25 protein-coding genes are annotated in these 22,820 nt (G+C 59.5%); 17 read left to right on the top strand and 8 right to left on the bottom strand.

All coding sequences use genetic code 11. The features are described from left to right. The first annotated feature begins 42 nt into the window (after positions 1 to 42). The 5 genes from P3C18_RS16570 (at position 43) to P3C18_RS16550 (ending at position 3,851) form a co-directional block, all read left to right on the top strand. Complete coding sequence (locus P3C18_RS16570; RefSeq protein WP_275962940.1) at positions 43 to 1,122, top strand: patatin-like phospholipase family protein; 1,080 nt, start codon at positions 43 to 45, stop codon at positions 1,120 to 1,122. 50 nt (positions 1,123 to 1,172) lie between these two features. Then, positions 1,173 to 2,012 carry a hypothetical protein gene (locus P3C18_RS16565; protein WP_275962939.1) on the top strand — a complete coding sequence of 280 codons (840 nt, stop codon included), beginning with the start codon at positions 1,173 to 1,175 and terminating at the stop codon, positions 2,010 to 2,012. 189 nt (positions 2,013 to 2,201) lie between these two features. Further along, positions 2,202 to 2,471: a hypothetical protein gene (locus P3C18_RS16560; protein WP_108487995.1), complete on the top strand. Its 270-nt coding sequence runs from the start codon at positions 2,202 to 2,204 to the stop codon at positions 2,469 to 2,471. Between the two features lie 170 nt (positions 2,472 to 2,641). Beyond that, positions 2,642 to 3,637 carry a helix-turn-helix domain-containing protein gene (locus tag P3C18_RS16555; protein WP_275962938.1) on the top strand — a complete coding sequence of 332 codons (996 nt, stop codon included), beginning with the start codon at positions 2,642 to 2,644 and terminating at the stop codon, positions 3,635 to 3,637. 22 nt (positions 3,638 to 3,659) lie between these two features. After that, positions 3,660 to 3,851 carry a DUF1272 domain-containing protein gene (locus tag P3C18_RS16550; RefSeq protein ID WP_275962937.1) on the top strand — a complete coding sequence of 64 codons (192 nt, stop codon included), beginning with the start codon at positions 3,660 to 3,662 and terminating at the stop codon, positions 3,849 to 3,851. Between the two features lie 30 nt (positions 3,852 to 3,881). On the opposite strand, the gene P3C18_RS16545 is transcribed toward P3C18_RS16550, so the two are convergent. Next, positions 3,882 to 4,265: a hypothetical protein gene (locus tag P3C18_RS16545; RefSeq protein ID WP_275962936.1), complete on the bottom strand. Its 384-nt coding sequence runs from the start codon at positions 4,263 to 4,265 to the stop codon at positions 3,882 to 3,884. Positions 4,266 to 4,452: 187 nt separating this feature from the next. Between P3C18_RS16545 and P3C18_RS16540 the strand changes: the two genes are divergently transcribed. Further along, entirely contained in the window at positions 4,453 to 4,911 is a 459-nt protein-coding gene (locus P3C18_RS16540) for a hypothetical protein (protein WP_275962934.1), read from the top strand. Positions 4,912 to 4,960: 49 nt separating this feature from the next. On the opposite strand, the gene P3C18_RS16535 is transcribed toward P3C18_RS16540, so the two are convergent. Continuing rightward, positions 4,961 to 5,515 carry a pesticin C-terminus-like muramidase gene (locus P3C18_RS16535; protein WP_275962933.1) on the bottom strand — a complete coding sequence of 185 codons (555 nt, stop codon included), beginning with the start codon at positions 5,513 to 5,515 and terminating at the stop codon, positions 4,961 to 4,963. Positions 5,516 to 5,680: 165 nt separating this feature from the next. On the opposite strand from P3C18_RS16535, the gene P3C18_RS16530 reads away from it, so the two are divergent. The 5 genes from P3C18_RS16530 to P3C18_RS16510 all read left to right on the top strand — a co-directional run bounded on the left by P3C18_RS16530 (position 5,681) and on the right by P3C18_RS16510 (position 8,757). Continuing rightward, on the top strand, positions 5,681 to 6,064 hold the full coding sequence (locus tag P3C18_RS16530) for a Mor transcription activator family protein (protein WP_160014328.1): 384 nt from the start codon (positions 5,681 to 5,683) through the stop codon (positions 6,062 to 6,064). Positions 6,065 to 6,143: 79 nt separating this feature from the next. Further along, positions 6,144 to 6,806, top strand: a complete 663-nt coding sequence (locus P3C18_RS16525) for a DUF2589 domain-containing protein (RefSeq protein WP_275962932.1) — start codon at positions 6,144 to 6,146, stop codon at positions 6,804 to 6,806. A 60-nt stretch (positions 6,807 to 6,866) separates the two neighbouring features. After that, positions 6,867 to 7,439 (top strand): DUF2589 domain-containing protein, encoded by a 573-nt coding sequence (locus P3C18_RS16520; protein ID WP_275962931.1) that lies wholly within the window; start codon positions 6,867 to 6,869, stop codon positions 7,437 to 7,439. Positions 7,440 to 7,441: 2 nt separating this feature from the next. Beyond that, complete coding sequence (locus P3C18_RS16515; RefSeq protein ID WP_275962930.1) at positions 7,442 to 8,110, top strand: hypothetical protein; 669 nt, start codon at positions 7,442 to 7,444, stop codon at positions 8,108 to 8,110. A 431-nt stretch (positions 8,111 to 8,541) separates the two neighbouring features. Continuing rightward, entirely contained in the window at positions 8,542 to 8,757 is a 216-nt protein-coding gene (locus tag P3C18_RS16510) for a DUF2970 domain-containing protein (RefSeq protein ID WP_275962929.1), read from the top strand. A 1-nt stretch (position 8,758) separates the two neighbouring features. On the opposite strand, the gene P3C18_RS16505 is transcribed toward P3C18_RS16510, so the two are convergent. Then, positions 8,759 to 9,871 carry an ABC transporter substrate-binding protein gene (locus tag P3C18_RS16505; protein ID WP_346015636.1) on the bottom strand — a complete coding sequence of 371 codons (1,113 nt, stop codon included), beginning with the start codon at positions 9,869 to 9,871 and terminating at the stop codon, positions 8,759 to 8,761. A gap of 148 nt (positions 9,872 to 10,019) precedes the next feature. On the opposite strand from P3C18_RS16505, the gene pnuC reads away from it, so the two are divergent. Continuing rightward, a complete protein-coding gene (pnuC, locus tag P3C18_RS16500) occupies positions 10,020 to 10,586 on the top strand; it encodes a nicotinamide riboside transporter PnuC (protein ID WP_275962928.1) in 567 nt (188 codons plus the stop codon). Positions 10,587 to 10,596: 10 nt separating this feature from the next. Then, complete coding sequence (locus tag P3C18_RS16495; protein ID WP_275962927.1) at positions 10,597 to 11,148, top strand: AAA family ATPase; 552 nt, start codon at positions 10,597 to 10,599, stop codon at positions 11,146 to 11,148. On the opposite strand, the gene P3C18_RS16490 is transcribed toward P3C18_RS16495, so the two are convergent. Together P3C18_RS16490 and P3C18_RS16485 are read right to left on the bottom strand one after the other, a co-directional pair. Further along, positions 11,116 to 11,583: a DUF3429 domain-containing protein gene (locus P3C18_RS16490; protein ID WP_275962926.1), complete on the bottom strand. Its 468-nt coding sequence runs from the start codon at positions 11,581 to 11,583 to the stop codon at positions 11,116 to 11,118. The two genes, P3C18_RS16495 and P3C18_RS16490, sit on opposite strands and share 33 nt — an antisense overlap. A 25-nt stretch (positions 11,584 to 11,608) precedes the next feature. Continuing rightward, positions 11,609 to 11,746 (bottom strand): hypothetical protein, encoded by a 138-nt coding sequence (locus P3C18_RS16485; RefSeq protein ID WP_275962925.1) that lies wholly within the window; start codon positions 11,744 to 11,746, stop codon positions 11,609 to 11,611. Here P3C18_RS16485 and P3C18_RS16480 point away from each other — a divergent pair. From P3C18_RS16480 to P3C18_RS16465, 4 genes are all read left to right on the top strand, one after another. Further along, positions 11,745 to 13,619 carry a di-heme-cytochrome C peroxidase gene (locus P3C18_RS16480; protein ID WP_275962924.1) on the top strand — a complete coding sequence of 625 codons (1,875 nt, stop codon included), beginning with the start codon at positions 11,745 to 11,747 and terminating at the stop codon, positions 13,617 to 13,619. The two genes, P3C18_RS16485 and P3C18_RS16480, sit on opposite strands and share 2 nt — an antisense overlap. A gap of 53 nt (positions 13,620 to 13,672) precedes the next feature. After that, positions 13,673 to 14,806, top strand: coding sequence for a catalase family protein (locus P3C18_RS16475; RefSeq protein ID WP_275962923.1), 1,134 nt, complete (start codon positions 13,673 to 13,675; stop codon positions 14,804 to 14,806). 105 nt (positions 14,807 to 14,911) lie between these two features. Beyond that, positions 14,912 to 15,268, top strand: coding sequence for a 6-carboxytetrahydropterin synthase QueD (queD, locus tag P3C18_RS16470; RefSeq protein ID WP_275962922.1), 357 nt, complete (start codon positions 14,912 to 14,914; stop codon positions 15,266 to 15,268). 258 nt (positions 15,269 to 15,526) lie between these two features. Then, positions 15,527 to 15,835 (top strand): TRL-like family protein, encoded by a 309-nt coding sequence (locus P3C18_RS16465; protein ID WP_090253600.1) that lies wholly within the window; start codon positions 15,527 to 15,529, stop codon positions 15,833 to 15,835. A 53-nt stretch (positions 15,836 to 15,888) separates the two neighbouring features. On the opposite strand, the gene ligA is transcribed toward P3C18_RS16465, so the two are convergent. The 3 genes from ligA to smc all read right to left on the bottom strand — a co-directional run bounded on the left by ligA (position 15,889) and on the right by smc (position 22,815). After that, the gene (gene ligA, locus P3C18_RS16460) at positions 15,889 to 18,258 is read right to left on the bottom strand and encodes an NAD-dependent DNA ligase LigA (protein WP_275962921.1); all 2,370 of its coding nucleotides are present in this window, start codon (positions 18,256 to 18,258) and stop codon (positions 15,889 to 15,891) included. Between the two features lie 61 nt (positions 18,259 to 18,319). Continuing rightward, complete coding sequence (zipA, locus tag P3C18_RS16455) at positions 18,320 to 19,144, bottom strand: cell division protein ZipA (RefSeq protein ID WP_275962920.1); 825 nt, start codon at positions 19,142 to 19,144, stop codon at positions 18,320 to 18,322. A 182-nt stretch (positions 19,145 to 19,326) separates the two neighbouring features. Then, entirely contained in the window at positions 19,327 to 22,815 is a 3,489-nt protein-coding gene (gene smc / locus P3C18_RS16450) for a chromosome segregation protein SMC (RefSeq protein ID WP_275962919.1), read from the bottom strand. Positions 22,816 to 22,820 lie beyond the last annotated feature (5 nt).

Below are 22,820 nucleotides of genomic sequence, written 5' to 3'. Positions count from 1 at the left end.
TTCAGGACTCTATAATCGCTGCCTTGCGCGATGGAGGCCAGCATGAGTGCGATATTAATCAAGTCCCCTGCTTTGACAATCAAGGCCGGTAAACGCGCCCTTGCGCGGATTCGCGAGCACGGCCTACAGCCGGCGGATGTCGGTATTCTGCCGGGTGCGGCTGGCGGCCCTAAGGCCTTGGGCATTCAGGGGCTGGATCTGGCGCTGTTCGGTGACTGGCTGCAGCGTGCGCCCCGCGAGCGTTCGCTGATCGGCGCGTCAATCGGTTCCTGGCGTTTCGCCAGCGCCTGTTTGCCGGATGCGGCAGCCGGCTTGCGTCGCCTTGGTGAGCTGTATACCTCGCAGCGCTTTGCCAAAGGCGTGAGCATGGCGCAAGTGTCGAACAGCTGTAGCCTGATGCTCGACCAGCTACTGCGCAACGACGACGCCAACATCCTCAGCAACCCGCACTACCGCTTGAATATCGTCGTGGTGAAAAGCCATGGCCTGCTCCAGCACGATCATCGCGGCGCCCTCGGCCTGGGCCTGTCTTCGGTGATTGGAAGCAACCTGCTGGGCCGCCCGCGCCTGGCCAAACACTTCGAGCGGGTGATTCTGCACGATGCCCGCCTGGCGCCGCCGCTAGGTACGCTCAGCGATTTCCCCTCACGCTATCTGCAACTCGACAGCGGCAACCTGCGCCATGCATTGCTAGCCTCCGGCTCCATCCCGATGATCATGCAAGGAGTACGCGATATTCCCGGTGCCGGGCCTGGCACCTACCGTGATGGCGGCCTGCTCGACTATCACCTCGACCTGCCCTATAGCGGCGAAGACATCGTGCTTTACCCGCACTTCACCGATAAGGTCATCCCCGGCTGGTTCGACAAGGGCATGCCCTGGCGTCGCGGTGATGGCGGGCGCCTGCAGGATGTGTTGCTGCTGGCCCCCTCACGCGACTACCTGGCGCGCCTGCCCCATGGCAAACTCCCCGACCGCAAGGACTTCAGTCGTTACCTGGGCGATGATGCCGGCCGCGAACGCTATTGGCGCACAGCCATGAGCGAAAGCCAGCGACTGGGCGACGAGTTTCTCGAACTGGTCGACAGCGGCCGCCTCGGCGAGCGTCTGCAGCCGCTCTAACGACTGACGCCGACCGAACACCCCAAGCAGCATGACCAAGGATGGGCAGAATGAAACTCGCAGTCGCCATTATCCACGGCATCGGCACGCAACCCGACCTGCGTGACGACGAAGGCCAGCACGCCTTCGCCCAGAGCCTGATCGCCGGGCTACGCCAACGCCTCGGCGCGGAGGCCGACCAGGTGGCCTTCCAGACCCTGTACTGGGCCAGCGTGCTGGACAAGCGGCAACTGGCTTTTCTCGACAAGCTGCGTGACCAGCCCGTGCGCTGGCGCTGGCTGCGCCGTATCGTCACGCTGTTTCTCGGTGATGCCAGCGGTTACCGCAAAGTCAGCCAGGCTTACGACACCACCTATGAAGAAGTCCATCAGTGCCTGCGCAGCGGCCTCAATGCCTTGCGCGCCAAGGTCGATGCCGATACCCCGCTGGTGGTGCTGGCGCACTCGCTGGGCGGGCATATCTTCTCCAATTTCGTCTGGGATCAGCAGCGCATCAACCAGGTTGAAGAGTGCCCGTTGGACCCCTTTCTGGCCCTGGAAACCCTCAGCGGGCTGATCACCTTCGGCTGCAATATCCCGCTGTTTACCTTTGCCTACGACCCGGTTGTGCCGATCCGCTTCCCCGGCCACTGCCTGACCGACGCGGTGACCGAGCAGGCGCGCTGGCTCAACCTCTATGCCCCCGCAGACCCGCTAGGTTACCCGTTGCGCCCACTGCCCAACTACGCTGCCGTGGTCGCCGAAGACCGCGCCATGCCAGTGGGGCCCTGGTACAAGCGCCATACCCCGTTGAGCCACTTGGGCTATTGGGATGACCGCGGCTTTCAGCGTTATATCGCCCGTTATCTGCAGCAATTACTGGCGGTCTGCACAGGTTCAGAGAAGGCCTAAGCACCCTCTTGCTCGCCCAGTTTCTCGGCTTACACGATTAAAACTGTGATTTATCGGACAATTCCGTGCATTTTTTCGCCAACATGTGACTTAGCGGTCAGCTTCGTTCATCAACGCATATGACTGGCAAGCGTGAATCTACCGTTTGCCCCTTTGTGTATTTGGGATCACCTCGGAGAAACCGACCCCATGAACGCACCGCTGCGTTTTAACGAAGCTTTGCTGATTGCCGACCGCGCCTTTCAACCTTTCCAATGCGTCGCCTGGGCCCCGCAAGATGGCACTGGCAACCTCAGCCTCAGTGTGATCGACCGTACCAGCACCCGCCTGCTCGGCCGCACCCAACTGTCCAGTACCATCTACAGTGACCCAGTGCAATTTGCCGATGTGCTCAAGCAGTCCCGTGAGCAACTCAGCCAGCAAGGTTTCACCCTGGAGCCATGGAGCATGCCGGAGTAATCGACGGCTGCAACAAGGGCTCTGAGCTGCCGATTGGCCCCTCTTGTCAGAGCCCTTTTCTCCCTCGTCGCACCGGCGACGCTGAGCTGGCAATATCTGTGGGTTTATTGTCCTTGTTGCCAATTACTCGTTAAGCGCAGACTGCATTCATCGCTTATCGAGATGCCCCTATGGATGCCCCGCGAACCATCGCCTGCCTGCTTTATCCGCATGTTATGAGCCTGGATCTGACCGGCCCATTGCAGGTATTTGCCTCCGCCAATGACGAACGCCAACGCCAGGGCTTGCCCGCCGCTTATCGCCTGCTGGTACTCGGCCAGCAAACTGGGGCGATGCCTACTTCAGCGGGTTTCCAACTGGTTGCCGAACAGGCCTGGAGTGCCACAAACCCGACACATATCGACACCCTGCTGATTCCCGGTGGCCAAGGCGACAAAGCGCAATGTCAGAACATTGAACTGCTGACCTGGCTACGTAGTGCCGCGCCGCAGATCAGACGAGTGGGCTCGGTCTGTTCCGGCGCGTTGATTCTCGCCGCCGCCGGCCTGCTCAATGGCCGCCGCGCCACTACCCACTGGGCCGATATCGACTGCCTGCGTCAGGAACATCCGCAGGTTGAGATCAGTGGCGACTGCCTGCACACCTATGATCCGCAAGACTCTGCCGGCAATGGCCATATCTTTACCTCAGCAGGGGTTACCGCAGGGATTGATCTGGCGCTGGCCCTGGTCGAAGCCGATCTCGGCCGGCCACTGGCATTAGCCGTGGCCAAGCGCCTGGTGCTGTTTCTGCGTCGCCCTGGCGGACAGGCGCAGTTCAGCGCGCTGCTGACTCCAGAACCGAGTCGAGTGCCACGCCTGGCCAGCCTGCTGGAATGGATACCGCTGCACCTAGATGCCGACCTGTCGCTGGCAGCTCTGGCCAGGCAAGCCAACATGACGCCGCGGACCCTGTCGCGAACGTTCAACCAGGAACTGGGCATGGGCCCAGGCCGCTATGTCGAGATTGTGCGCCTGCAAGTGGCGCGCAGTCTGCTGCAAAACGCGCAGGCATCGATCAGCACGGTGGCGCGATTGAGCGGCTTTAACCACCCGGAAAACCTGCGCCGCACCTTTCACAAGCACCTCGGCATCAGCCCACAGGAATATGCCGAACGCTTTGCCTGAACACTCATCCGAGGAGCCTGCCATGCTGGAACTACGTAGCAATTGCGAATGCTGTAAGCGGGACCTGCCGGCCGATAGCCAGAACGCTTTTATCTGCTCATACGAGTGCACATTTTGCCGCGACTGCGTCGGTCACACATTGCGCGGGAGGTGCCCGAACTGCAGTGGAGAATTGCTGCAGCGGCCACGACGTATGGTTACCGAGCCAAAATAAAAAGCGCTCCAGAGGAGCGCTTATCCAGGCTCAGTTTGGCGCTAACAACGAGCGAAAGCGCGAGTCGCTGCGCGTCGGCTCCAGGGTGTAAAGCTGTTCCTTTTTGTCGACCCAGGTATACAGCTTGTACTCCTTATCACTGTCACCACAGTGCTTGCCTAGGCCGTATACCGTCAAATGACTGGGGGTATTGCCGTAGGTGAAAAACATCGAGCAGGTGCGGTTGCGACCTTTGTCGCGCCAGGTGTAGTGGTGTACCACTTGCTGGCCGATGTACAGCGCATCGCCGTCAACCGTCAGGTTGCCGCGATCAAGACGATCAAACAGGAAGTTCATCGCATCGATCTCAAAACCGTCATGGTTGAAGTCTGCGAGGTTGCCTGCCAGCGTGATGGCTGAGTTCAAAGTAGGCATATCAGGTCTCTCCATGTGAAGTAGCTGCCAATTGGCAGGCCTATCTCAACGCCCTGCTGCCTTGCGCTACAGCAGGAAATACTTCCGCAGCGACCTACTGGATTGACATGATGGGCAGTATTTCCCGCTGAACAGCTGCCTATGGCCCGGGCACCTTGCCAGCTCCACTACCCTCTGGAGCTTGATCATGTTGATACGCAACCTGTCCTTCCTGCTGATCCTGGCCAGCAGCTTGAGCCATGCCTTGAGTACAGAAAACCTGCCTGAAACCACCCTCAAGGCTTATGGCCAATCCCTCGCGGTTGGGGCTGGAAGCAGCCAATGGCAACAGCTCTGGCAGCGCACCCGAGCCGCCGGATACTTCAACCAGGACGGCGCGCAAGTGCGCTTCACGCTGCCCATGAAGCTGATTCCCGAACTGGTCAGTACAACCCTGCGCGACGCCCACAGCGTGCGGCCAGGCAAAGGCACGCAGGCACTATACCGTCGTGATTTTTCCCCCCGCGTGGTCGGCACTGAAGGCTCGCACGCGCTGACGGCAATCTGCTTGAACGTGGATTGGCGCAGCCTACCTGACCACACACCGACCACCGACAGTGCGCAGATGGGCAGTGTCAGTCTGCTGCTGGTGCAACCTTGCCAGTAATCATTACACCCGCAAAACTGCCCAGCCTCACGGCTGGGCAGTGTGCTGTTCAGGACATGCCCTGGGCCAGCAGTTCGGCTTCCTGACGCCGACGGCTGGTGTAGCGGTCGCCAAAGTTCAGCAGGTTGGCATGGGCCGCGCTCCAGTCATGCGCCACCACCTGTTTCCAGAAGTCCGGCGTGCGCGAGGCAAGATCACCGTACTGAAAAGCCACTGAGGCGATAACGGTCTGCATCTGCGCCGGTAACTGGGCAAAGTCGCCACCTCCGGACTTGGCATAACTGGCCGCCAAGCGATTGATAAAGGGCTCCTTGTAGGCCTCATCAATCTGCTCCGCCTCTGCCGCTGTGATGTTGAGTGGCTGCGCGGCCAGCCGCGTGACTGCCGCCTGCCCGGTCAGGCCAAGGTAGGGACTTAACCGCTCAAGCAGGGCATCAGGCAGATCCAGCGCCTGCAAATCAGCCAGCTTGCGCTGCCCGAGGTCAAAGCCTGTTGCAATGGTGACGCCGCTACGGCTATTGCCGGCGTCGGGAACATAACCCTTGGTCGCTGGCCCGCCTTCCAGGTTGGCGATAAAGCTGAAGTAAATCGAGTAGTGAGACATGTGCAATCCTCCGTTTATGGGGATTGGCAGTCGATCACCGGCAACAAATGCATATCAGCTTGAAGCATTTCCCCGCGCATTCAGGGGGGTATATTTCCTGCTGAAAAAACAACCCGTCCTATTCCTAGCATCCTTGGCAGTCCACGAGACAACAAGGAGGACCCCATGGACGAGAATGACCTGCAACAGGTCGACATCAAGCTACTGCCCCACTCACTGCAGGAACTGATCGAGTGTATCGGTCTGGAAAGCGCATACCGATTGACCTGCGCCTTCGGCGGCCGCCCCAAATACATTCCCAAGTACCCTGCCCGTTCCTCGCTAGCCCTGCTCCTGCCGCCGCAAGCGCTGGACGCTCTGATCGAGCGTTATGCCGGAATCGCTATCGAGATACCCAAAGCCGACCACTTCTGTCGACAGATACGCAACCTGCAGATCGTCCAGCAAAGCTCGGATGGTCTGTCGCGTAGCGCTCTGGCTGACAAGTACGGTTTGAGCCTGCGCCAGATCGGCAACATCCGCCGCCAAGAGCATGAAACTCATAGGTAAGTAGTTCCTGCTGAACCTCAATTACGAGGCTCCATAGCCTGAGACTGCGCATTTCGCGCATACGATAAGGAGATTGACTATGTCCCAGATTGATACCGGCCTGATCGGTTCCGTCATCAACGCATTGCCGCTCGATCGCATGATTTCAGGGCCATTGCAGGCCATGATCACGGCTCAGGTGCAGGCGAGCAAAGCCTATGCCGACTTCCTGATGGCGGTGTGCATCAAAGATGGCAAAGCGGTGTCCGTACAGTTCGACTACGACGAAACCCTGGTCGACGAAAACGGCGTTTACAAAGGCACCGTCACCAAGAAGATGCGCATCCCGCTGCTTGCGGCCATCAGCCACCCCAACATCACCATCGAAGAAGGCTCCATCGACTTCGAACTGACCATCAGCCAACAAGCTGAGGACACCAGTGAAACAGCTGGTGAAGGCAGCTTCGAGGCCAAGCTCGGCTGGGGGCCATTCAGTGTCTCGGTGAAGGGCTCGGTCAGCCACAAGTCGACCCAGACGCGCAAAACCGACACCCGCGCCCGTTATGCCATCAGCACCAAGATTGCCCGTCAGGACCCACCTGAAGCGCTGATGCGGGTGATCGACTTCCTCACTGATGCAGCGACCAAACCGGTGTTGATGCCTAGCGAGAAGGCCACGCTTGCAACTGATCCGTTGCCTACTGACGCCGTGCTGGAGTCGCCGAAACCAGCCGCCGCTGATGACGGCACAGCCAAGAAGTAAGCGCACCCTGACCCCGCTTCGGCGGGGTCTTCCTTAGATCAGTAAGCGAGGAGTCCACCCATGGCACTGTTTTCCAGCAAGAAAGAACCGATGAGCGCCAGTGATTTGAGCCATATCACCCGCGGTCTGCATCAAGCGGCGGCGGCAACCCATAACCTGGTCGCCCAGCAGTACATCAAGTTGTTTGACCAGTTCTTTGACTACAACCCGGACGACCTTGGGACGCCCATGAAGGCGAAGATGGTGGAAGTTAGCCTGGATGAGCAACACACCATGAACATCCCGCTGATCGCCCTGGTCGCCCCACGCGGTCTGGGGTTGGAAAACATGAAGGTCGATCTTTCGGTAAAAATGCACGGAACCGAACTCGAAAAAGCCAGCCACGCCCTGGAGAATGGCGAACTGCAAAGTGAAAAATTCTTTGTCACCTTCGGCCGTGAAAAACGCCAGGGGCAGGAGCGCGACCCGGATGAAATCACCATCAGCATGGAATTCAAGGCCTGTGAGCCACCGGAGGCGGTGCATCGGCTGATTGAGGAGTACACCAACCTGATCAGCCCGATTCGCCTGGCCAAACCCACGCCAGCCGTGATTGAAGGCGAACCAACAGCGCCCCAACCTGCCACGCCCTGATCATGCACAGCGTGGCGATAAGCCTGGTGTATAGCTTCAGCGCGATAGCCTGGTTGCTGTTCTGGCGTCGTAGCCTCGCGATGCCAGCCCTGCTGCAGCGCTATCCACTGTTATTGGCCCCTTGGCTGGGCGGCGCACTGGTGCAGTTGATCGGCGCGGCGCTGGTGCTGCACCCGGATACGTCAGCCGGCAAGGAATTCGAAGCGGTGCTGTTCGATGTACTGCATGCCCGCGCTGACCTCGTGCTATCCGCCTCGGCAAGCATTCTGGTGGTCGCCACTGTGGTCTACGGTATGCAACAGCAATCGCCACCACCGCAGACGTTTATCCGCTTGATGTCTTATGCCATGGTGGCGCTATTGGGATTTATGCTGCCGATTATCTGGATACCACAGACGCAGACCGAATGGATGCGCCTGCTGCGGCATATACAGACGGCAGCATTCAACTGGGGCCTGCTACTGGTCTGCGCCGGTTTGATAACCCTGCTCGAAGACCTGATGCGCGGTGAGAACAGCGCCGTAACCAGCGGCCACGGCACCGAACCCTTAGTCGGAGCCCAAGGTCATGTTGCGGTCGCCGCTGCTGGCGCTGATTCTCCAACGCTGACCCAAGGCGTAGAACACCCCCAAACCGCCGAAGAACGCCATAAACACGCCGCCGGCCAGTAGCACCCATAGTTCACTGGTTGCGACCGGGTCAGTGGCAGCAGCGTGGATCATCCACAAGCCCATCAGCGACAGGCTCAAGCCGACACTCACGCCCAACACGGTACGCAGTCGGCCGCTGTGATGCCCTTGGTGCTTCTGGATCAGCTCCAGCAGCTCTTCGATATCCTCAGGTTGCACGCCAGTGTTTGCATCGTCGACCAGCTCAACTGCGCCAAAGACCAAGCGCATACGGATGGCTTTATCCAGCCACCCCGGCTCGCTGGTGTTAATAATTACTGATTTGCTCATGACAAAATCCCTCGCTAGGTATGGAGTCTCAGCCTAGGGGGCGATACTCAAGCAACTTCAGCAGGAGTCGTTTCCACGGCAAACGTCCTGCCTGCGGTTAGGCTTTACTAAGCAAGCAGTCAGTCTGCATAACGGAGATACACATGAGCGAAGAGGAAAACAAACCGCTGACGCTATGGGAGATGCTGCAAAGCGTGCTGAGCGCCGCACTCGGTGTGCAAAGCGCGAAGAACCGTAGCCGCGACTTCTCACGGGGCAAGCCCAGCCACTTCATCATTCTCGGCGTGTTGTTCACCGCGGTGTTTGTGCTGGTGATCTTCGGCATCGTCAAACTGGTGCTGCACCTGGCAGGCGTCTGACTTACTGCAGCAACGGGTTGATGGAGAAACCGTAGTCCTTGATCTGCGGGTGGTACACCGCACTGAACTGGCGAAAATCCAGGCCGAAGCCTGGCACTTTTAGGCGTTGCTGCAAGTGCGCAGCCTGCTCGGCATCCAGCAGACTGAACAACTGATCGACCCGATCCTTGCCACCACGCGCGGCGAAATCCTGCCCGGCATGGTAGTCATGCAGCATCACCATGGCCCAACCGCCGAGAGTGAAATGCCCGCCGACCAGCACGTCAATTTTACCGTCGATACGGGCCTGCAGCACCTCATCCGAATTGTTCAGCGCCGACAGGTAAATATCCTTGCCGGGTTGTTTGCCCAACTCCAGCGCAGCCTGCATCACCCCAAAGGCCATTTCATCATTGGCCGACCACACCAGCTGCACTTCGGGATGGCGTGGCAGCATCAGCTGCGCCTGTTCATAGGCTCGCTGACGCTTCCATTCGCCCTGCAACATCTGCTGCAGTTTGATCTCCGGGTGCTCGCGCAAGGCGCGGTGCAGGCCGTCTTCGCGCAGGGTCGAGGATGGTGTGTAACGCACCCCGGCAAAGGCCAGCATGCTGCCGGGTTGGCCCGCCAGCTTGGCGATCAGGGCCTTGGCCATCCAGTAACCGGCCTGCTCGTCATTGGGGATCAGGCTGCCAATCCAGTTACGGTAATGCTCACGTGAGGCGCCAATGCGCTGTTGCTGCTCAGGGGTAAGGGTGCTGTGCAGGGAAAACAGCTTGCTCGGGCTATCGGCAAACAGCCGGAGCAATTCCGGCGCGGTATACATTTCGTTGACGAATATCAGGTAGTCCGGCTGCTTGTCGCGGGCTAATACGCTGCGAGCTTTTTCCAGTAACTGCGGTGGGTTGCGTTCGCCGTAGATGATCTGCAAGTGCATGCCCAGATCATCAGCTGCCGCCTGCATAAAGGCGCTGTAGCCCACCCAGAATGGCTCATCGGAAAAGCCTGGATTGAGGAATACCACCGACGCCGGCGCGTTACCCGAGGCGCGCGAGTTTTCTGCGACGGCCTGGGCTATCAGGCCAAACGCCAATACGCACACTGTGCCAACAACAGTTAAAACGGACCTGAACACGCCATGCCTCCTGAAAGGGACGCGGAGTATATCGGTAAAGCCATAGCCATTAGCCATCTAGCCGCCAAGCGTGGCCGGGCAATCAAGACGGCGCCCAGCGCAATCGCTACAATCGCCAGCCATTCCCGCCCTCTCACACCGGTGTTCTATGTCGCCTCTGGAAATCATCGCTTCAGCCCTTGGTGTCTGGGCCGTCTGGCTGACCGTGCGGCAAAACCGCTGGTGCTGGCCGCTGGGTTTGCTGATGGTGCTGATGTACGCCTGGATCTTCTATGACGGCAAGCTGTACTCGAACATGCTGCTGCAAGGCGTGTATGCCGTATTACAAGGCTACGGCTGGTGGCAATGGACGCGCGGCGGCAGTAGCCATAGCGGGGTGCAGGTCAGTCGGCTCAGCCAGCAGGGCATATTACTCAGCTTAGCAATCGGTAGCGTTGGCGCAGTTATTCTCGGTTATCTGATGGCCACCTTCACCGACGCTGCCGCGCCTTGGCAGGATGCGGCGCTGAGCGCGTTCAGCCTGGTCGCTCAGGTATGGATGGCGCAGAAACGGGTTGAATGCTGGCCGCTGTGGATCGTCCTCGACCTGCTGTTTGTTGCACTGTTTGTACAGCAGGGGCTGTACCCGACGGCGGCACTCTATGGGTTGTTTACCCTGCTGGCGATCAATGGCTGGCTGACCTGGCGACGTGATCGCGCGCTGGTTACCGCGTGAAGGCCCGAGCATGAAAATACTGGTACTCACCGGGCCGGAATCCAGCGGTAAAAGCTGGCTGGCCGGGCATATCCAGGAGAACTTTGGAGGGGTGCTGGTTGGCGAATATGTGCGGCACTTTATCGACCGCGAGCAACGCGACACCTGCTACGCCGACATCAGCGCCATCGCCCAGGGCCAATTGGCATGGGAAGACCAAGCCAGGGCGGCGCGGCCCGAGTTGCTGATTCTCGATACTCATCTGCTGAGCAATATGCTCTGGAGCCAACAGCTGTTTGGCGATTGTCCTGCCTGGATCGAGCAAGCCTTGCTCGAGCGCGATTACCACCTGCACATGTTGCTCGACCCGGTCGATGTGCCCTGGGTCGACGATGGCCAGCGCTGTCAGCCAGAACTGGCCCAGCGCCTAGCGTTCTACCAACAGTGCGAGCACTGGTTGCGGCTACATCAACAGCCGCTGCAGTGCATTCAGGGCGACTGGGCGCAGCGCCGTGAGCAGACCCTGACGACCGTGGCGCATTGGCTCAACTCAACGCATCAGCACACTGGCCCAGGCCAGTAGCAGGCTCAGGCAAACGATAATCGTCAATGGCCGGCGCAGACTGGGATACCACTGCGGCGCCAGGCCCAGCTTCACCGCGCGCACGTCGGCGGCATACAAACCGCCAAATGCCAGCAAACACAGCGGCAAGGCCAGGCTGGTTGGCATGCCGCCACTGATCGCCAGCCACCCCAGCAATGGCGGCACCACAGATAATCCCAGCTGAATCTGCGCCGGCTCGCCGGCATTTTCCGCGCGCATGGCCAGGCCCCAATGAATCGCCCCCATAAAAGCCAGGATCACCGCGGCATAGTCCAGCAGGGCCGCCAGAACCACCACTCGCCAGCCCTCTGGCGTCACCCAGATGCCTAATGCCCCGGTGACAAAGGGCACCAGCCCGGCATAGCCCAACAACAACGCCAATTTAGGCGGCTGTGGCGCGTCAAAAGGATGCATGCACTCACTCCTGTGGATTAATTCGTCATAAACCGCACTGTAAAACCATCTTCAGGCCGAAAAGAAGACTATTTCCTGGGTTTCGTAGTAATGGCTGCTTGCCATTGGCTGCGCCAATTGGCATAAAAACAACAAATAAAAAACGCCACAAGGAAGTATCCATGCGCATTCTCCGTCGGGCCCTGTATGGGCTTCTTTTGTTGCTGGTGGTGGGGCTACTTGTCGCCCTGTATTTCATCGCCAACCCCAACCTGCCGGTCTACCAACAGCCCGACAAACTGCACTACCTTGATCAGTGGTCGGCAGACGAACGCCAGACCTACTACTACACCCCCCAGGGCACTCAGGTAAAAGGCCTGCGTTATGAATGGTTCAACGCTCTGGAGCTGCCGTTCAGCWGTAGCAAATTCGCCACCCCGGATTACCTCGCGCGCTTTGGCTTCCTTGTCGATCCCGCCCAACAGCCCACACCGCTAAATCCCGGCAACCTGCCGGTCGGTTTTGCTCGGCATGCCGATGCGGAAAGTGGCGAGCATTACCTGGATATCAGCTGCGCGGCCTGCCACACCGGCGAGTTGCGCTACAAAGGCCAAGCCGTGCGCATCGATGGCGGCGCGGCGCTGCATTCGCTGGCGTCCACCGTACCCACCGTACGCGGCGGCAGCTTTGGTCAGGCGCTTGGCATGAGCATGGCCTTTACCTATTACAACCCACTGAAATTCCGCCGCTTTGCCAAACAGGTACTGGGCGATGAATACAGCAGCCACAACGCGCAATTGCGCCGCGACTTCAAAGTGGTGCTCGATCGCCTGCTGGGCACGGCATTCAATGATTGGCACCGCGGTCTCTACCCAACCGAGGAAGGTTTTGGCCGTACCGATGCCTTCGGCCGGATTGCCAACAGCGTATTTGGTGATGCAATCGACCCGAGTAACTACCGAGTCGCCAATGCGCCGGTGAGCTATCCGCAGGTCTGGGATATCTGGAAATTCGACTGGGTACAGTGGAACGGTTCGGCCATGCAGCCTATGGCCCGCAACGTTGGCGAGGCCCTGGGCGTCGGCGCCACGCTGCGCTTGCTGAATACCGACGGCCATCCAGTTGTCGAAGCCGAACGCTACGCCTCCAGCGTACGCCTGCGTGACCTGTTCACCCTGGAAGAAACCCTCAAGCAACTGCAGCCGCCCACCTGGCCAGAAGAAGTGTTCGGCAAGGTCGATCTGCCGCTGGCCAGCCGTGGTCGCGCGCTGTTTGCAGAAAACTGCGCCTACTGCCATGCGCCTGATCCGAAGAAACCGGATGAGCGTTTTGCGCCGGCCCGCGATCCCGAATGGCGTATGCGCGTGGTACCGACCTCCATCGTCGGCACCGACCCGACCACCGCGGACAATATCGCCGACCACCGCTTCGATATCAGCAAACTGGGCTGGACCAAAGCCGAGCTGAGCAAACTGGACGTGCGCTTGTTTGGCGCCACGCTGGACGATATCGACATGCGCAGCATCTCCAGCGCCAAGGCCCTGGCCTATGTCACCGCCTATGTGGAAAACCGCGCCTATCAGGATGCCGGCATTTCCGAGCGTGAACGCTGGCGCATGGACGGTTTCGGCCTGCCGATTGGCGTACAGGAAAAACGCGGCTACAAGGCGCGCCCGCTGGATGGCATCTGGGCTACTCCGCCGTTCCTGCATAACGGCTCGGTGCCGACGCTGTTCCAGCTGCTGTCGCCGGTCTCGGAGCGGCAAACTCAGTTCTGGGTGGGCAACTTCGAGTTCAACCCGAAACAGATTGGCTACAACAGCGAAAAATTCACCGGCGGCTTCCACTTCGATACTCAGGTCACCGGTAACAGCAATCGCGGCCATGAATTCCGCGCAGGCTGCCGTGAAGACGGCGTGATCGGCCGCGCCCTGCAACCGGAAGAACGCTGGGCGCTGATCGAATACCTCAAGGTCTTGGGCAACCCTGCTCTGGAACAGCAGCTACAACCTGTTGCCGCCAAGGAGTGGACGCCCGGCCCGTCTTGCCAGAACTGAAACACACAGCGCCTGTAATCGCACACTGAGAATAATTAAAAGGAATTGACCGCATGTTTAAACGATTCTGGCTCTGGCTCGGCCGCGTACTGGGCAAATTGCTGGTGCTCGTATTGGCCATTGGTATTGGCGGCTGGGCCATCGGCGCGGCCTACTACGGTTGGAAATTCTCCGGCCCGGTGTCCACTGAAGAACAGATCCCGGCCGATGAGGCCGCGCTCACCCAAGGCATCATTGAAGATGCCATCCGCGTGGTCGAACAGCACCGTGATAACACCCGCGTGCTGCGTGATGCCCACGCCAAGGCGCATGGCTGCATGAAGGCGGAAGTCACCGTCAGTGCCGATATCGACAGCAGCCTGCAACGCGGCGTACTCAGCGAACCCGGCAAGACCTGGCAGGCCTGGATGCGTCTGTCCAACGGCAATGCCTACCCGCAGTTCGACCGGGCCCGCGATGCACGCGGCATGGCGATCAAGCTACTCGATGTGCCCGGTGAAAAACTCAGCAAAAGCCCGCAGCATGCCAGCGAGCAGGACTTTGTGATGTTCAATCACCCAGCCTTTTTCGTGCGCGACGTGGCCGAGTACAAAAGCAATTTCGCCGCTCAGGCCGATGGCAAAAAGGCCATGGCCTTCTTCCCCAGCTGGAACCCCAGCACCTGGGAAATCCGCCACCTGATCATCGCCCTGAAAACCCTGTCCCCGGCCCCGGAAACACCGGTGGCGACCACCTATAACTCCATCGCCCCCTTCAAACTGGGCGAGCACAACATCAAGTACCGGGTCATTCCTCAACCGGAAGCCTGCCCGGACTATCAGCTGCCTGAACAGAACCAGGACCTGCCGAACTTCCTGCGCAATGCGCTGTACCAGCAGCTGTCTCTGGACCGCGTACCGGCCTGCTTTGCCCTGCAAGTGCAGCGGCAGAACGCCGAGTACTACATGCCCATCGAAGACCCCAGCGTTGAGTGGAGCGAAACCATTTCACCGTTTGAAACCGTCGCCACCATCAAGGTGCCGGCACAGGATTTTGATAGCCGCGAGCAGAACCTGTTCTGCGACAACCTGTCGTTCAACCCCTGGCATGCGCTACCCGAGCATCGTCCGATTGGCGGTATCAACCGTCTGAGAAAGGCCGTGTACGAGGCCGTCAGCATCTACCGGTTGGAGCGCAATCAGCCATAAAACTGTATCCAATTCTCTGTGCTACTCGGTTAACAGCCGCTGAGCTGGTAATATTCGCGCCTTGCTAAACGCGCTGTTTGCCGCGTACCACCTGAGAGAAAGACCGTGGAATTGTTCAAAGAGTTTATGTTCGAGGCCGCGCATCGCCTGCCTCACGTCCCCGAAGGGCACAAATGCGGGCGCCTGCACGGCCACTCCTTCAAGGTCGCGGTGTATATCGAAGGTGAGGTTGACCCCTACACCGGTTGGATTCGCGACTTCTCCGAGATCAAGGCGATCTTCAAGCCGCTCTACGAACAACTCGACCACAACTACCTGAACGATATTCCTGGCCTGGAAAACCCCACCAGTGAAGTGCTAGCCAAGTGGATCTGGCAGGAACTCAAGCCGCTGCTGCCAGAGCTATCGCGTATCCGTATCCACGAAACCTGCACCAGCGGCTGCGAATACCGCGGCGACTGATCGCACCTCGCCTGGCGTCTGATCGAAGCGCCAGGCAACCTCCCCCTGCCCCTCAGCATTCTCACTCGGCTGCCAATTCAATTGTGCTGAGCGCAGAACAACGGCTGCCGAAAAATCCACCGGAAAATTTCATAAATTTGAAACCGGTTTGAAAACAAGCACGCGAGCTTGTTATTGCCCCGTCCCTGTTTTAGGGTGCCGGGGCACTTTACCTGGATGGGTAAAGCTTCTTATGGATAAGCGAAAAGGAATCACAACATGTTGAAGAAAATTGCTCTGGCTGCCGGCCTGGTTACCCTGCTCAGCGGTTGCGCCTCTGGCCTGTCGCCAGTCAGCGTTGGCCTGATCACCGACGTTAAAGGTCCGATCACTGCCACTACCGCTTCCGGCAACAAAACCGGCACTGCTTGCGCCACCACCATCATTGGTCTGATCAACAAAGGCGACGCTTCCATTGCTGCCGCCAAGGCCAATGGCAACATCGGCACCATCGCTACCGCTGATTACCACACCAAAGGCTTCTACCCGTTCTTCGGCGAAACCTGCGTGAACGTAACCGGTAACTAAGTTGCCTACTGCCCCCAAACCTTGTTTGGGGGCAGTACAGAAAACCCGCTCGTCTAGAGGCCGTAGCCTGCCAAGGCTGACAAGAACTGCGCCTCATCAATCACCCGCACGCCCAACTCAGTGGCTTTTGCCAGCTTCGAGCCCGCCCCCGGGCCTGCCACCACACAACTGGTTTTCGCCGAGACTGAACCGGCGACCTTGGCCCCCAGACTTTCCAGCTTTTCCTTGGCGGCATCACGGCTCATCACTTCCAGTGTGCCGGTCAGCACCCAGGTCTGCCCAGCCAGCGGCAAGCCTTCGATAACTTTCTTCTCGCTGTGCCAGTGCATGCCAAAGGCCTGCAACTGCGCTTCGATGGCGCGCGCGCGCTCGACATTGGCCGGTATCTGGAAAAAATCGCGCACAGCGTTGGCCTGTTTATCAGGCAGAGTCTGGCGCATATCCAGCCAGTCAGCCGCCAGTACAGCCTCAAGGCTGCCAAACTTATCTGCCAGCTTCTGTGCGCCGCCGGGGCCGACGGAGGGGATATTCAGCTTGTCGAGCATCCCTGCCAACGTAGCGCTGGCACTGAACTCGGCACTCAGCTCGCCTTGTTCCTGCAACTGCAAACCGCATTCATCGCTGGCCAGCAAAGCCTTGATCACCTGCTGGTTATGGCTGTCGGCAAAGAAACTGTGGATTTCGTGCGCCACCTCTAGGCCAATATCCGGCAGGTAGGTCAGCACTTCGGGCAAGGCTTGCTGCACGCGCTCCAGGGAGGCCAGCGCACGGGCCAGTACCTTGGCAGTCTCCTCGCCTACGTCGGGTATGCCCAGGGCGTAGATAAAGCGTGCCAGGCTGGGTTGTTTGCTGTCGGCAATGGCCTGCAGCAGCTTGTTGCTGGACACCTCGGCAAAGCCTTCCAGGTTGATGATCTGCTCATACTTGAGCTGATACAGATCGGCCGGTGAGGCGATCAGCTGCTCATCAACCAACTGCTCGATGGTTTTGTCACCCAGGCCTTCGATATCCATGGCCCGGCGCGAGACAAAGTGAATAATCGCCTGCTTGAGCTGCGCGCCACAGGCCAAGCGGCCGACGCAGCGGTACACCGAGCCTTCGCTGAAGGTTTCCTTGCCCTTGCTGCGTTTAACCAGCTGGGTTCGTTCAACGTGCGAACCACACACCGGGCAGCTTTCGGGAATCTGCACAGGCCTGGCATCCAGTGGGCGGCGCTCAAGCACCACCTGCACCACCTGCGGAATCACATCGCCGGCGCGGCGGATAATCACCGTATCGCCGATCATCACCCCCAGGCGCGCCACCTCATCCATATTGTGCAACGTCGCGTTGGACACCGTGACACCCGCCACCTTGACCGGTTTTAAGCGCGCGACCGGGGTAACCGCGCCAGTACGGCCAACCTGAAACTCCACGTCCAGCAGCTCGGTCAGCTCTTCCAGCGCCGGGAACTTGTGGGCAATCGCCCAGCGCGGCTCGCGGGCGCGGAAGCCGAGTTCGCGCTGATAGGCCAGGCTATTGACCTTGAACACCACGCCGTCGATTTCATAAGCCAGCGATTCGCGACGTTCACCGATGTTGCGGTAGTAGGCCAGGCATTCATCGGCACCTTTGGCCAGTTTCAACTCACGGCTGATCGGCATGCCCCATTGCTTCAGCGCCTCAAGGATACCGATATGCGTTTGTGGCAGCTCGCCTTGCACCTGGCCGATGCCGTAGCAGCAGAGCTCCAGTGGACGACTGGCAGTGATTTTCGAATCCAGTAGGCGCAGGCTGCCAGCAGCGGCATTGCGCGGATTGGCGAAGGTCTTACCGCCCTGCTCCAGCTGCCGCGCATTTAGCGCCTCGAAACCGGCCTTGGAGATAAAGACTTCTCCACGCACCTCCAGCACAGACGGCCAGCCCTCGCCCTGCAGCTTTAACGGCACATTGCGAATGGTGCGCACGTTGACGCTGATGTCCTCGCCCGTGCTGCCATCACCACGCGTCGCGCCACGCACCAACAGGCCGTCGCGATACAGCAGACTGACGGCCAGGCCATCAAGCTTGGGCTCGCAGCTGTACTCAACCTCGGCGCCACCACCAAACAGATCGCCCGCCGACAGGTCCAGCCCCTCACGCACCCGGCGGTCGAAATCCAGCAGGTCGGTTTCTTCAAAAGCGTTGCCCAAACTAAGCATCGGTACTTCGTGCCTGACCTCACCGAAGGCCGAAAGAGCCAGGCTGCCGACACGCTGGGTCGGCGAGTCGGCCGTGACCAGCTCTGGGTGTTCGGCTTCCAGAGCTTTCAGCTCATGGAACAGGCGGTCATATTCGGCGTCAGGAATACTCGGCTCATCGAGTACGTGATAGCGATAGTTATGCCCATCCAGTTCGGCACGCAGTTGCAGAATGCGCTGGGCAGCAATCGAGGCGTCGGTCATTGCGGTGTGCTCTCAAACGAAAAGAGCAGCCTTGGCTGCTCTTGGTATTTCATCGATTAAATCAGCGCTTATTGGTCAGTTGCTTGCGCTCGTATTCGACGATGCGTTGGCGGTAGTGTTCGATAGTTTGCGCGGTCATCACACTGCGCTGGTCATCCTTCAACTCGCCACCCAGCTCATGGGCCAGTTTGCGTGCGGCGGCCACCATCACATCAAAAGCCTGCTTGGGATGACGCGGGCCCGGCAAACCGAGGAAGAAACTCACGGCGCGGGTGCTGAAACCTTCAATGTCGTCGAGGTCAAAGGTGCCAGGTTTCAAGGCATTGGCCATGGAGAACAGCACTTCACCATTGCCCGCCATGCTTTCGTGGCGATGGAAAATATCCATCTCGCCAAAACGCAGGCCGCTTTCCAGAATATTCTGCAACAGCGCTGGGCCTTTGAAGCCTTCTTCATCGCGGGCGATGACATTGATCACCAGCACTTCTTCAACCGGTGGCAATTCCTTGCTGCTTTCCTTGGCCTGACTGGCGGGTTTGACCACATCGTCATCAACCGGGTTAAGCAGCGTCGGTACAGGTTCTTCCAGGCCCAGATTAAGGTCGCCCTGTTGCGGCTCACCACTGCGGCGACGATTCAGCTCACGTGCGCTCAGCGATGGCAGGTCTTCTTCATCAAAAGCCGGCTCGTTGCTGCGATCAATAACCCGCGGCGGGCTGAGCAGATCAGGATCGCTGTCATCATCCGGCAGATTGGCAAAACTGCGGTCAAGTTTGAACTTGAGTTTGCCCTTACCACCACGCATCCGCCGCCAGCCATCAAACAGGATGCCGGCAATCACAATAATGCCGATGACAATCAGCCACTCGCGCAGACCGAATTCCATGAAATACCTTAACCCCTAATAAAAATGTGATGAAAAAGGCCTTCCTGGGCCATTTTGCTAATTCTTTTCCGCGACGCCAAGCCTATGTTCTGCCAGGCCTTTCCCTAAGTTATAACGCCACGTCTAATAACAATGCGCATTAAGCTAGCACGACGAAAGATAACTTTACACCGCCCTGGCCATCATGATTCAACCAAGGCCAGCGCTTCCTCCACATCCACGGCCACCAATCGCGAACAACCGGGCTCGTGCATGGTTACGCCCATCAACTGATCAGCCATTTCCATGGCGATTTTATTGTGGGTGATATAGATAAATTGCACGGTTTCCGACATCTCTTTTACCAGCCGGGCATAGCGCCCAACGTTGGCATCATCCAGCGGCGCATCCACTTCATCGAGCATGCAGAACGGCGCTGGATTGAGTTTGAAGATGGCAAATACCAGGGCCAGGGCAGTCAACGCCTTTTCCCCACCGGACAATAAATGAATGGTGCTGTTCTTCTTGCCAGGTGGGCGCGCCATGATGGTCACGCCGGTATCCAGCAGGTCCTCGCCGGTCAGCTCCAGATAAGCGTTGCCGCCACCGAAGACTTTCGGGAAAAGCGCCTGCAGGCCGCCGTTGATCTGATCGAAGGTTTCCTTGAAGCGGTTGCGGGTTTCCTTGTCGATCTTGCGAATGACGTTTTCCAGGGTATCCAGCGCCTCCACCAAGTCGGCGTTCTGCGCATCCAGGTAACGCTTACGTTCGGATTGCTGCTGGTATTCGTCGATGGCCGCCAGGTTGATCGGGCCCAGGCGCTGAATACGGGCAGCCAGACGTTCCAGTTCTTCTTCCCAGACTTTCTCGCTGGCCTCTGCCGGCAAGCTGGCGAGCACGCCATGCAGGTCGTAATTGTCTTCGAGCAACTGATCCTGCAGCGCCTTGCGCCGCACGGTCAGCGATTGCCAATCCATGCGCTGCTGTTCCAGTTGGCTGCGCAGCAACTGCGACTGCTGCTCGGCCTGAGTACGGCGTTTTTCCGCGTCACGCAGCTCGCGGTCGGCATCTTCCAGGGCCAGGCGCGCCAGCTTGAGTTCGTCTTCTACCGCCATGCGCTTGTCGAGCTGCTCTTCGAGCTTCATGCGCAGCTCTTCCAGCGGTGCTTCACCCTCCTCCAGATTGAGGTTGAGTTGCTCGCGCTTCTCATGCAGACGCTCGGCCTGCAGCTCCAGGCGTTCCAGGGCCTGGCGGGTGGAATCATGCTGGGCTTTCAACGAACCCAGGCGCACGGCCAGCTGGTGGGCGTGATCTTTGTGCTGGCGGGCTTCCTGGCGCACGCGATCGAGGCGTTCGCGCAAGCTGTCGCGGCGGGCCAGCAGGCTTTCGCGCTGCTCGTTGTCGGTCGCCATGGCATCCAGGGCGTCCTGCAGTTGCAGGCGTGACTCACCCAGTTGCTCGTGTTCAATTTCGCGCTGCTCGCCCAGCTCCAGCAGTTCGCTGTCCAAGCGGGTACGGCGCAATATCAGCTGCTCTACCTTGGCCTGCCCGGCAGACAGCTGGGCCTTCAACTCACCGAGACGACGGGCCAGGTCTTGGGCATGGCGGCGTTGCTGCTCGCGCTGTTCTTCCTGAGCACGCTGATTTTCACGCAGATGGGTCAAGCGCTCATCCAGCCCGGCCAATGCAGCTTCGCGTTCATCACGCTCCAGGCTTAGCCGCTCGATCTCCTGACCTCGGGCCAGCACACCGCTTTCCGCTTCACTGGCGCGGCGCACACGCAAAAAGTGCCGGCCCACCCAGTAGCCATCACGGCTGATCAGGCTCTCGCCTTCGGCCAAGTTCAAGCGTGCGGCCAGCGCTTCATCCAGGCTTTGCACCGGTTTGACCTTGCCCAGCCAGGGTGCCAGATCGACGCTAGCTTCAACCTTGTCCAGCAGGCTGCCGGCAACCCGCGCGCCGCCCTTGCTCGGGCTGGCCAGGCGCAGATCGCCCTGGGTCAGGCCGGCAAAATCCAGCCCCTGGAAATCATCCAGCAGCACGGCCTGCAGATCGGCACCCAGCACGGTTTCCACCGCCAATTCCCAACCGGCTTCAACCCGCAGGCCTTCAGCCAGACGCGGACGTTCGCTCAGCTGCTGCTCACGCAGCCAGTCGCCAGCGCCTTTACCGGGATCAAGCGCCGCTTGCTGCAAGGCTTCCAACGAGGCCAGGCGGCCATTCAGGCGTTGCAATTCACCTTGCGCCTGCTGCTGGGCCTGACCGCTRTGCTGCAKATCATTGCGCAGTTGTTGCAGGCGCTCGGCCTGCTGTTCTTCTTCCAGCTGCAGATCTTCCAGACTGATTTCGCCGGCGGCGATCTGCTCGCTCAGTTCGATAATCGCCGCATCTTCCGGGTCGGCGGCCAGTTGCTGCAGCTCATCGGTGAGACGGCGCTGACGCTCGGCCAGGCGCTCCAGGCTCTGCTCCAGCTGGGCGATGCGTGATTGCTGCACTTCGGCCTGACGCCGCGGCTCGGCGCTGCGCTGGTTGAAGCTGTCCCACTGTTCCTGCCAGCCATGCATGGCTGTTTCCGATTCTTCCAGCCCGGCGGCGGACTCTTCGGCCGCCGCTGCAGTCAGCTCCTGCTCGGGTTCGAGCATGGCCAGCTCTTCGCCAAGGGTCGCCAGCAGCGTGCGGTCGTGGCCCAGGTGCGATTCGGTTTCCAGGCGCGCGCGCTCGGCTWCGTTGAGGTCATCCTGCAACTGACGCAGACGCTGCTGACCGTGCTGGATGCTTTGCTCGATACGCGCGATATCGCCGCCCACCGAATAGAAGCGGCCTTGCACCAGGTTGAAACGCTCGCTCAGCTCATGGTGGCCATCGCGCAACCGCTCGATGCTCGCATCGGCATTACGCTGCTCGGCCACCAGGGCTTCGAAGCTAACTTCCTGGTTGCTGATCACCGCCTCGCGGCTACCCACCTGCTCATTCAGCGCTTGCCAGCGCAAGGCAGTGAGCTGAGCCTTGAGCTGACGCTCTTCGGCCTTGTATTCCTGGTATTTCTCTGCCGACTGGGCCTGACGGTGCAGGCGGTCGAGCTGACGCTCCAGCTCTTCGCGCAGGTCGGTCAGGCGCGCCAGGTTTTCATGGGTACGGCGTATGCGGTTCTCGGTCTCGCGGCGGCGCTCCTTGTACTTGGAGATACCGGCGGCTTCTTCAATAAAGTTGCGCAGATCTTCCGGCTTGGCTTCGATCAGTTTGCTGATCATGCCCTGCTCAATGATCGAGTAACTGCGCGGGCCCAGGCCGGTGCCGAGGAAGATGTCGGTAATGTCGCGGCGACGGCACTTGGTGCCGTTGAGGAAATAGGTGTTCTGGCTGTCGCGGGTGACCCGGCGGCGGATCGAGATTTCGTTGTAGCCGGCGTATTCGCCCGTCAGGGTGCCGTCGGAGTTGTCGAAGATCAGCTCGATGGAGGCCTGGGTCACCGGCTTACGGGTATTGGAACCATTGAAGATGACGTCGGTCATCGACTCGCCACGGAGGTTCTTCRCCGAACTCTCGCCCATCACCCAGCGCACGGCGTCGATGATGTTCGACTTACCGCAGCCGTTGGGCCCGACCACTGCCGCCATATTGCTGGGGAAGGTCACCGTGGTCGGGTCGACGAAGGACTTGAAACCGGCCAGTTTGATGCACTTGAGCCGCATAGACA

This window comes from Pseudomonas sp. 1928-m, from assembly GCF_029269135.1.
In the GTDB taxonomy this organism is placed as follows: Bacteria; Pseudomonadota; Gammaproteobacteria; order Pseudomonadales; family Pseudomonadaceae; genus Aquipseudomonas.
The sequence above is the reverse complement of the archived record's forward strand: the minus strand, read 5'-3'. Positions and strand labels throughout refer to the sequence as shown.

Coding starts and splice junctions, on each gene's coding strand:
- P3C18_RS16570 (WP_275962940.1), top strand. CDS start 43: ATGAGTGCGATATTAATCAAGTCCCCTGCTTTGACAATCAAGGCCGGT.
- P3C18_RS16565 (WP_275962939.1), top strand. CDS start 1,173: ATGAAACTCGCAGTCGCCATTATCCACGGCATCGGCACGCAACCCGAC.
- P3C18_RS16560 (WP_108487995.1), top strand. CDS start 2,202: ATGAACGCACCGCTGCGTTTTAACGAAGCTTTGCTGATTGCCGACCGC.
- P3C18_RS16555 (WP_275962938.1), top strand. CDS start 2,642: ATGGATGCCCCGCGAACCATCGCCTGCCTGCTTTATCCGCATGTTATG.
- P3C18_RS16550 (WP_275962937.1), top strand. CDS start 3,660: ATGCTGGAACTACGTAGCAATTGCGAATGCTGTAAGCGGGACCTGCCG.
- P3C18_RS16545 (WP_275962936.1), bottom strand. CDS start 4,265: ATGCCTACTTTGAACTCAGCCATCACGCTGGCAGGCAACCTCGCAGAC.
- P3C18_RS16540 (WP_275962934.1), top strand. CDS start 4,453: ATGTTGATACGCAACCTGTCCTTCCTGCTGATCCTGGCCAGCAGCTTG.
- P3C18_RS16535 (WP_275962933.1), bottom strand. CDS start 5,515: ATGTCTCACTACTCGATTTACTTCAGCTTTATCGCCAACCTGGAAGGC.
- P3C18_RS16530 (WP_160014328.1), top strand. CDS start 5,681: ATGGACGAGAATGACCTGCAACAGGTCGACATCAAGCTACTGCCCCAC.
- P3C18_RS16525 (WP_275962932.1), top strand. CDS start 6,144: ATGTCCCAGATTGATACCGGCCTGATCGGTTCCGTCATCAACGCATTG.
- P3C18_RS16520 (WP_275962931.1), top strand. CDS start 6,867: ATGGCACTGTTTTCCAGCAAGAAAGAACCGATGAGCGCCAGTGATTTG.
- P3C18_RS16515 (WP_275962930.1), top strand. CDS start 7,442: ATGCACAGCGTGGCGATAAGCCTGGTGTATAGCTTCAGCGCGATAGCC.
- P3C18_RS16510 (WP_275962929.1), top strand. CDS start 8,542: ATGAGCGAAGAGGAAAACAAACCGCTGACGCTATGGGAGATGCTGCAA.
- pnuC (WP_275962928.1), top strand. CDS start 10,020: ATGTCGCCTCTGGAAATCATCGCTTCAGCCCTTGGTGTCTGGGCCGTC.
- P3C18_RS16495 (WP_275962927.1), top strand. CDS start 10,597: ATGAAAATACTGGTACTCACCGGGCCGGAATCCAGCGGTAAAAGCTGG.
- P3C18_RS16490 (WP_275962926.1), bottom strand. CDS start 11,583: ATGCATCCTTTTGACGCGCCACAGCCGCCTAAATTGGCGTTGTTGTTG.
- P3C18_RS16485 (WP_275962925.1), bottom strand. CDS start 11,746: ATGGATACTTCCTTGTGGCGTTTTTTATTTGTTGTTTTTATGCCAATT.
- P3C18_RS16475 (WP_275962923.1), top strand. CDS start 13,673: ATGTTTAAACGATTCTGGCTCTGGCTCGGCCGCGTACTGGGCAAATTG.
- P3C18_RS16465 (WP_090253600.1), top strand. CDS start 15,527: ATGTTGAAGAAAATTGCTCTGGCTGCCGGCCTGGTTACCCTGCTCAGC.
- ligA (WP_275962921.1), bottom strand. CDS start 18,258: ATGACCGACGCCTCGATTGCTGCCCAGCGCATTCTGCAACTGCGTGCC.
- zipA (WP_275962920.1), bottom strand. CDS start 19,144: ATGGAATTCGGTCTGCGCGAGTGGCTGATTGTCATCGGCATTATTGTG.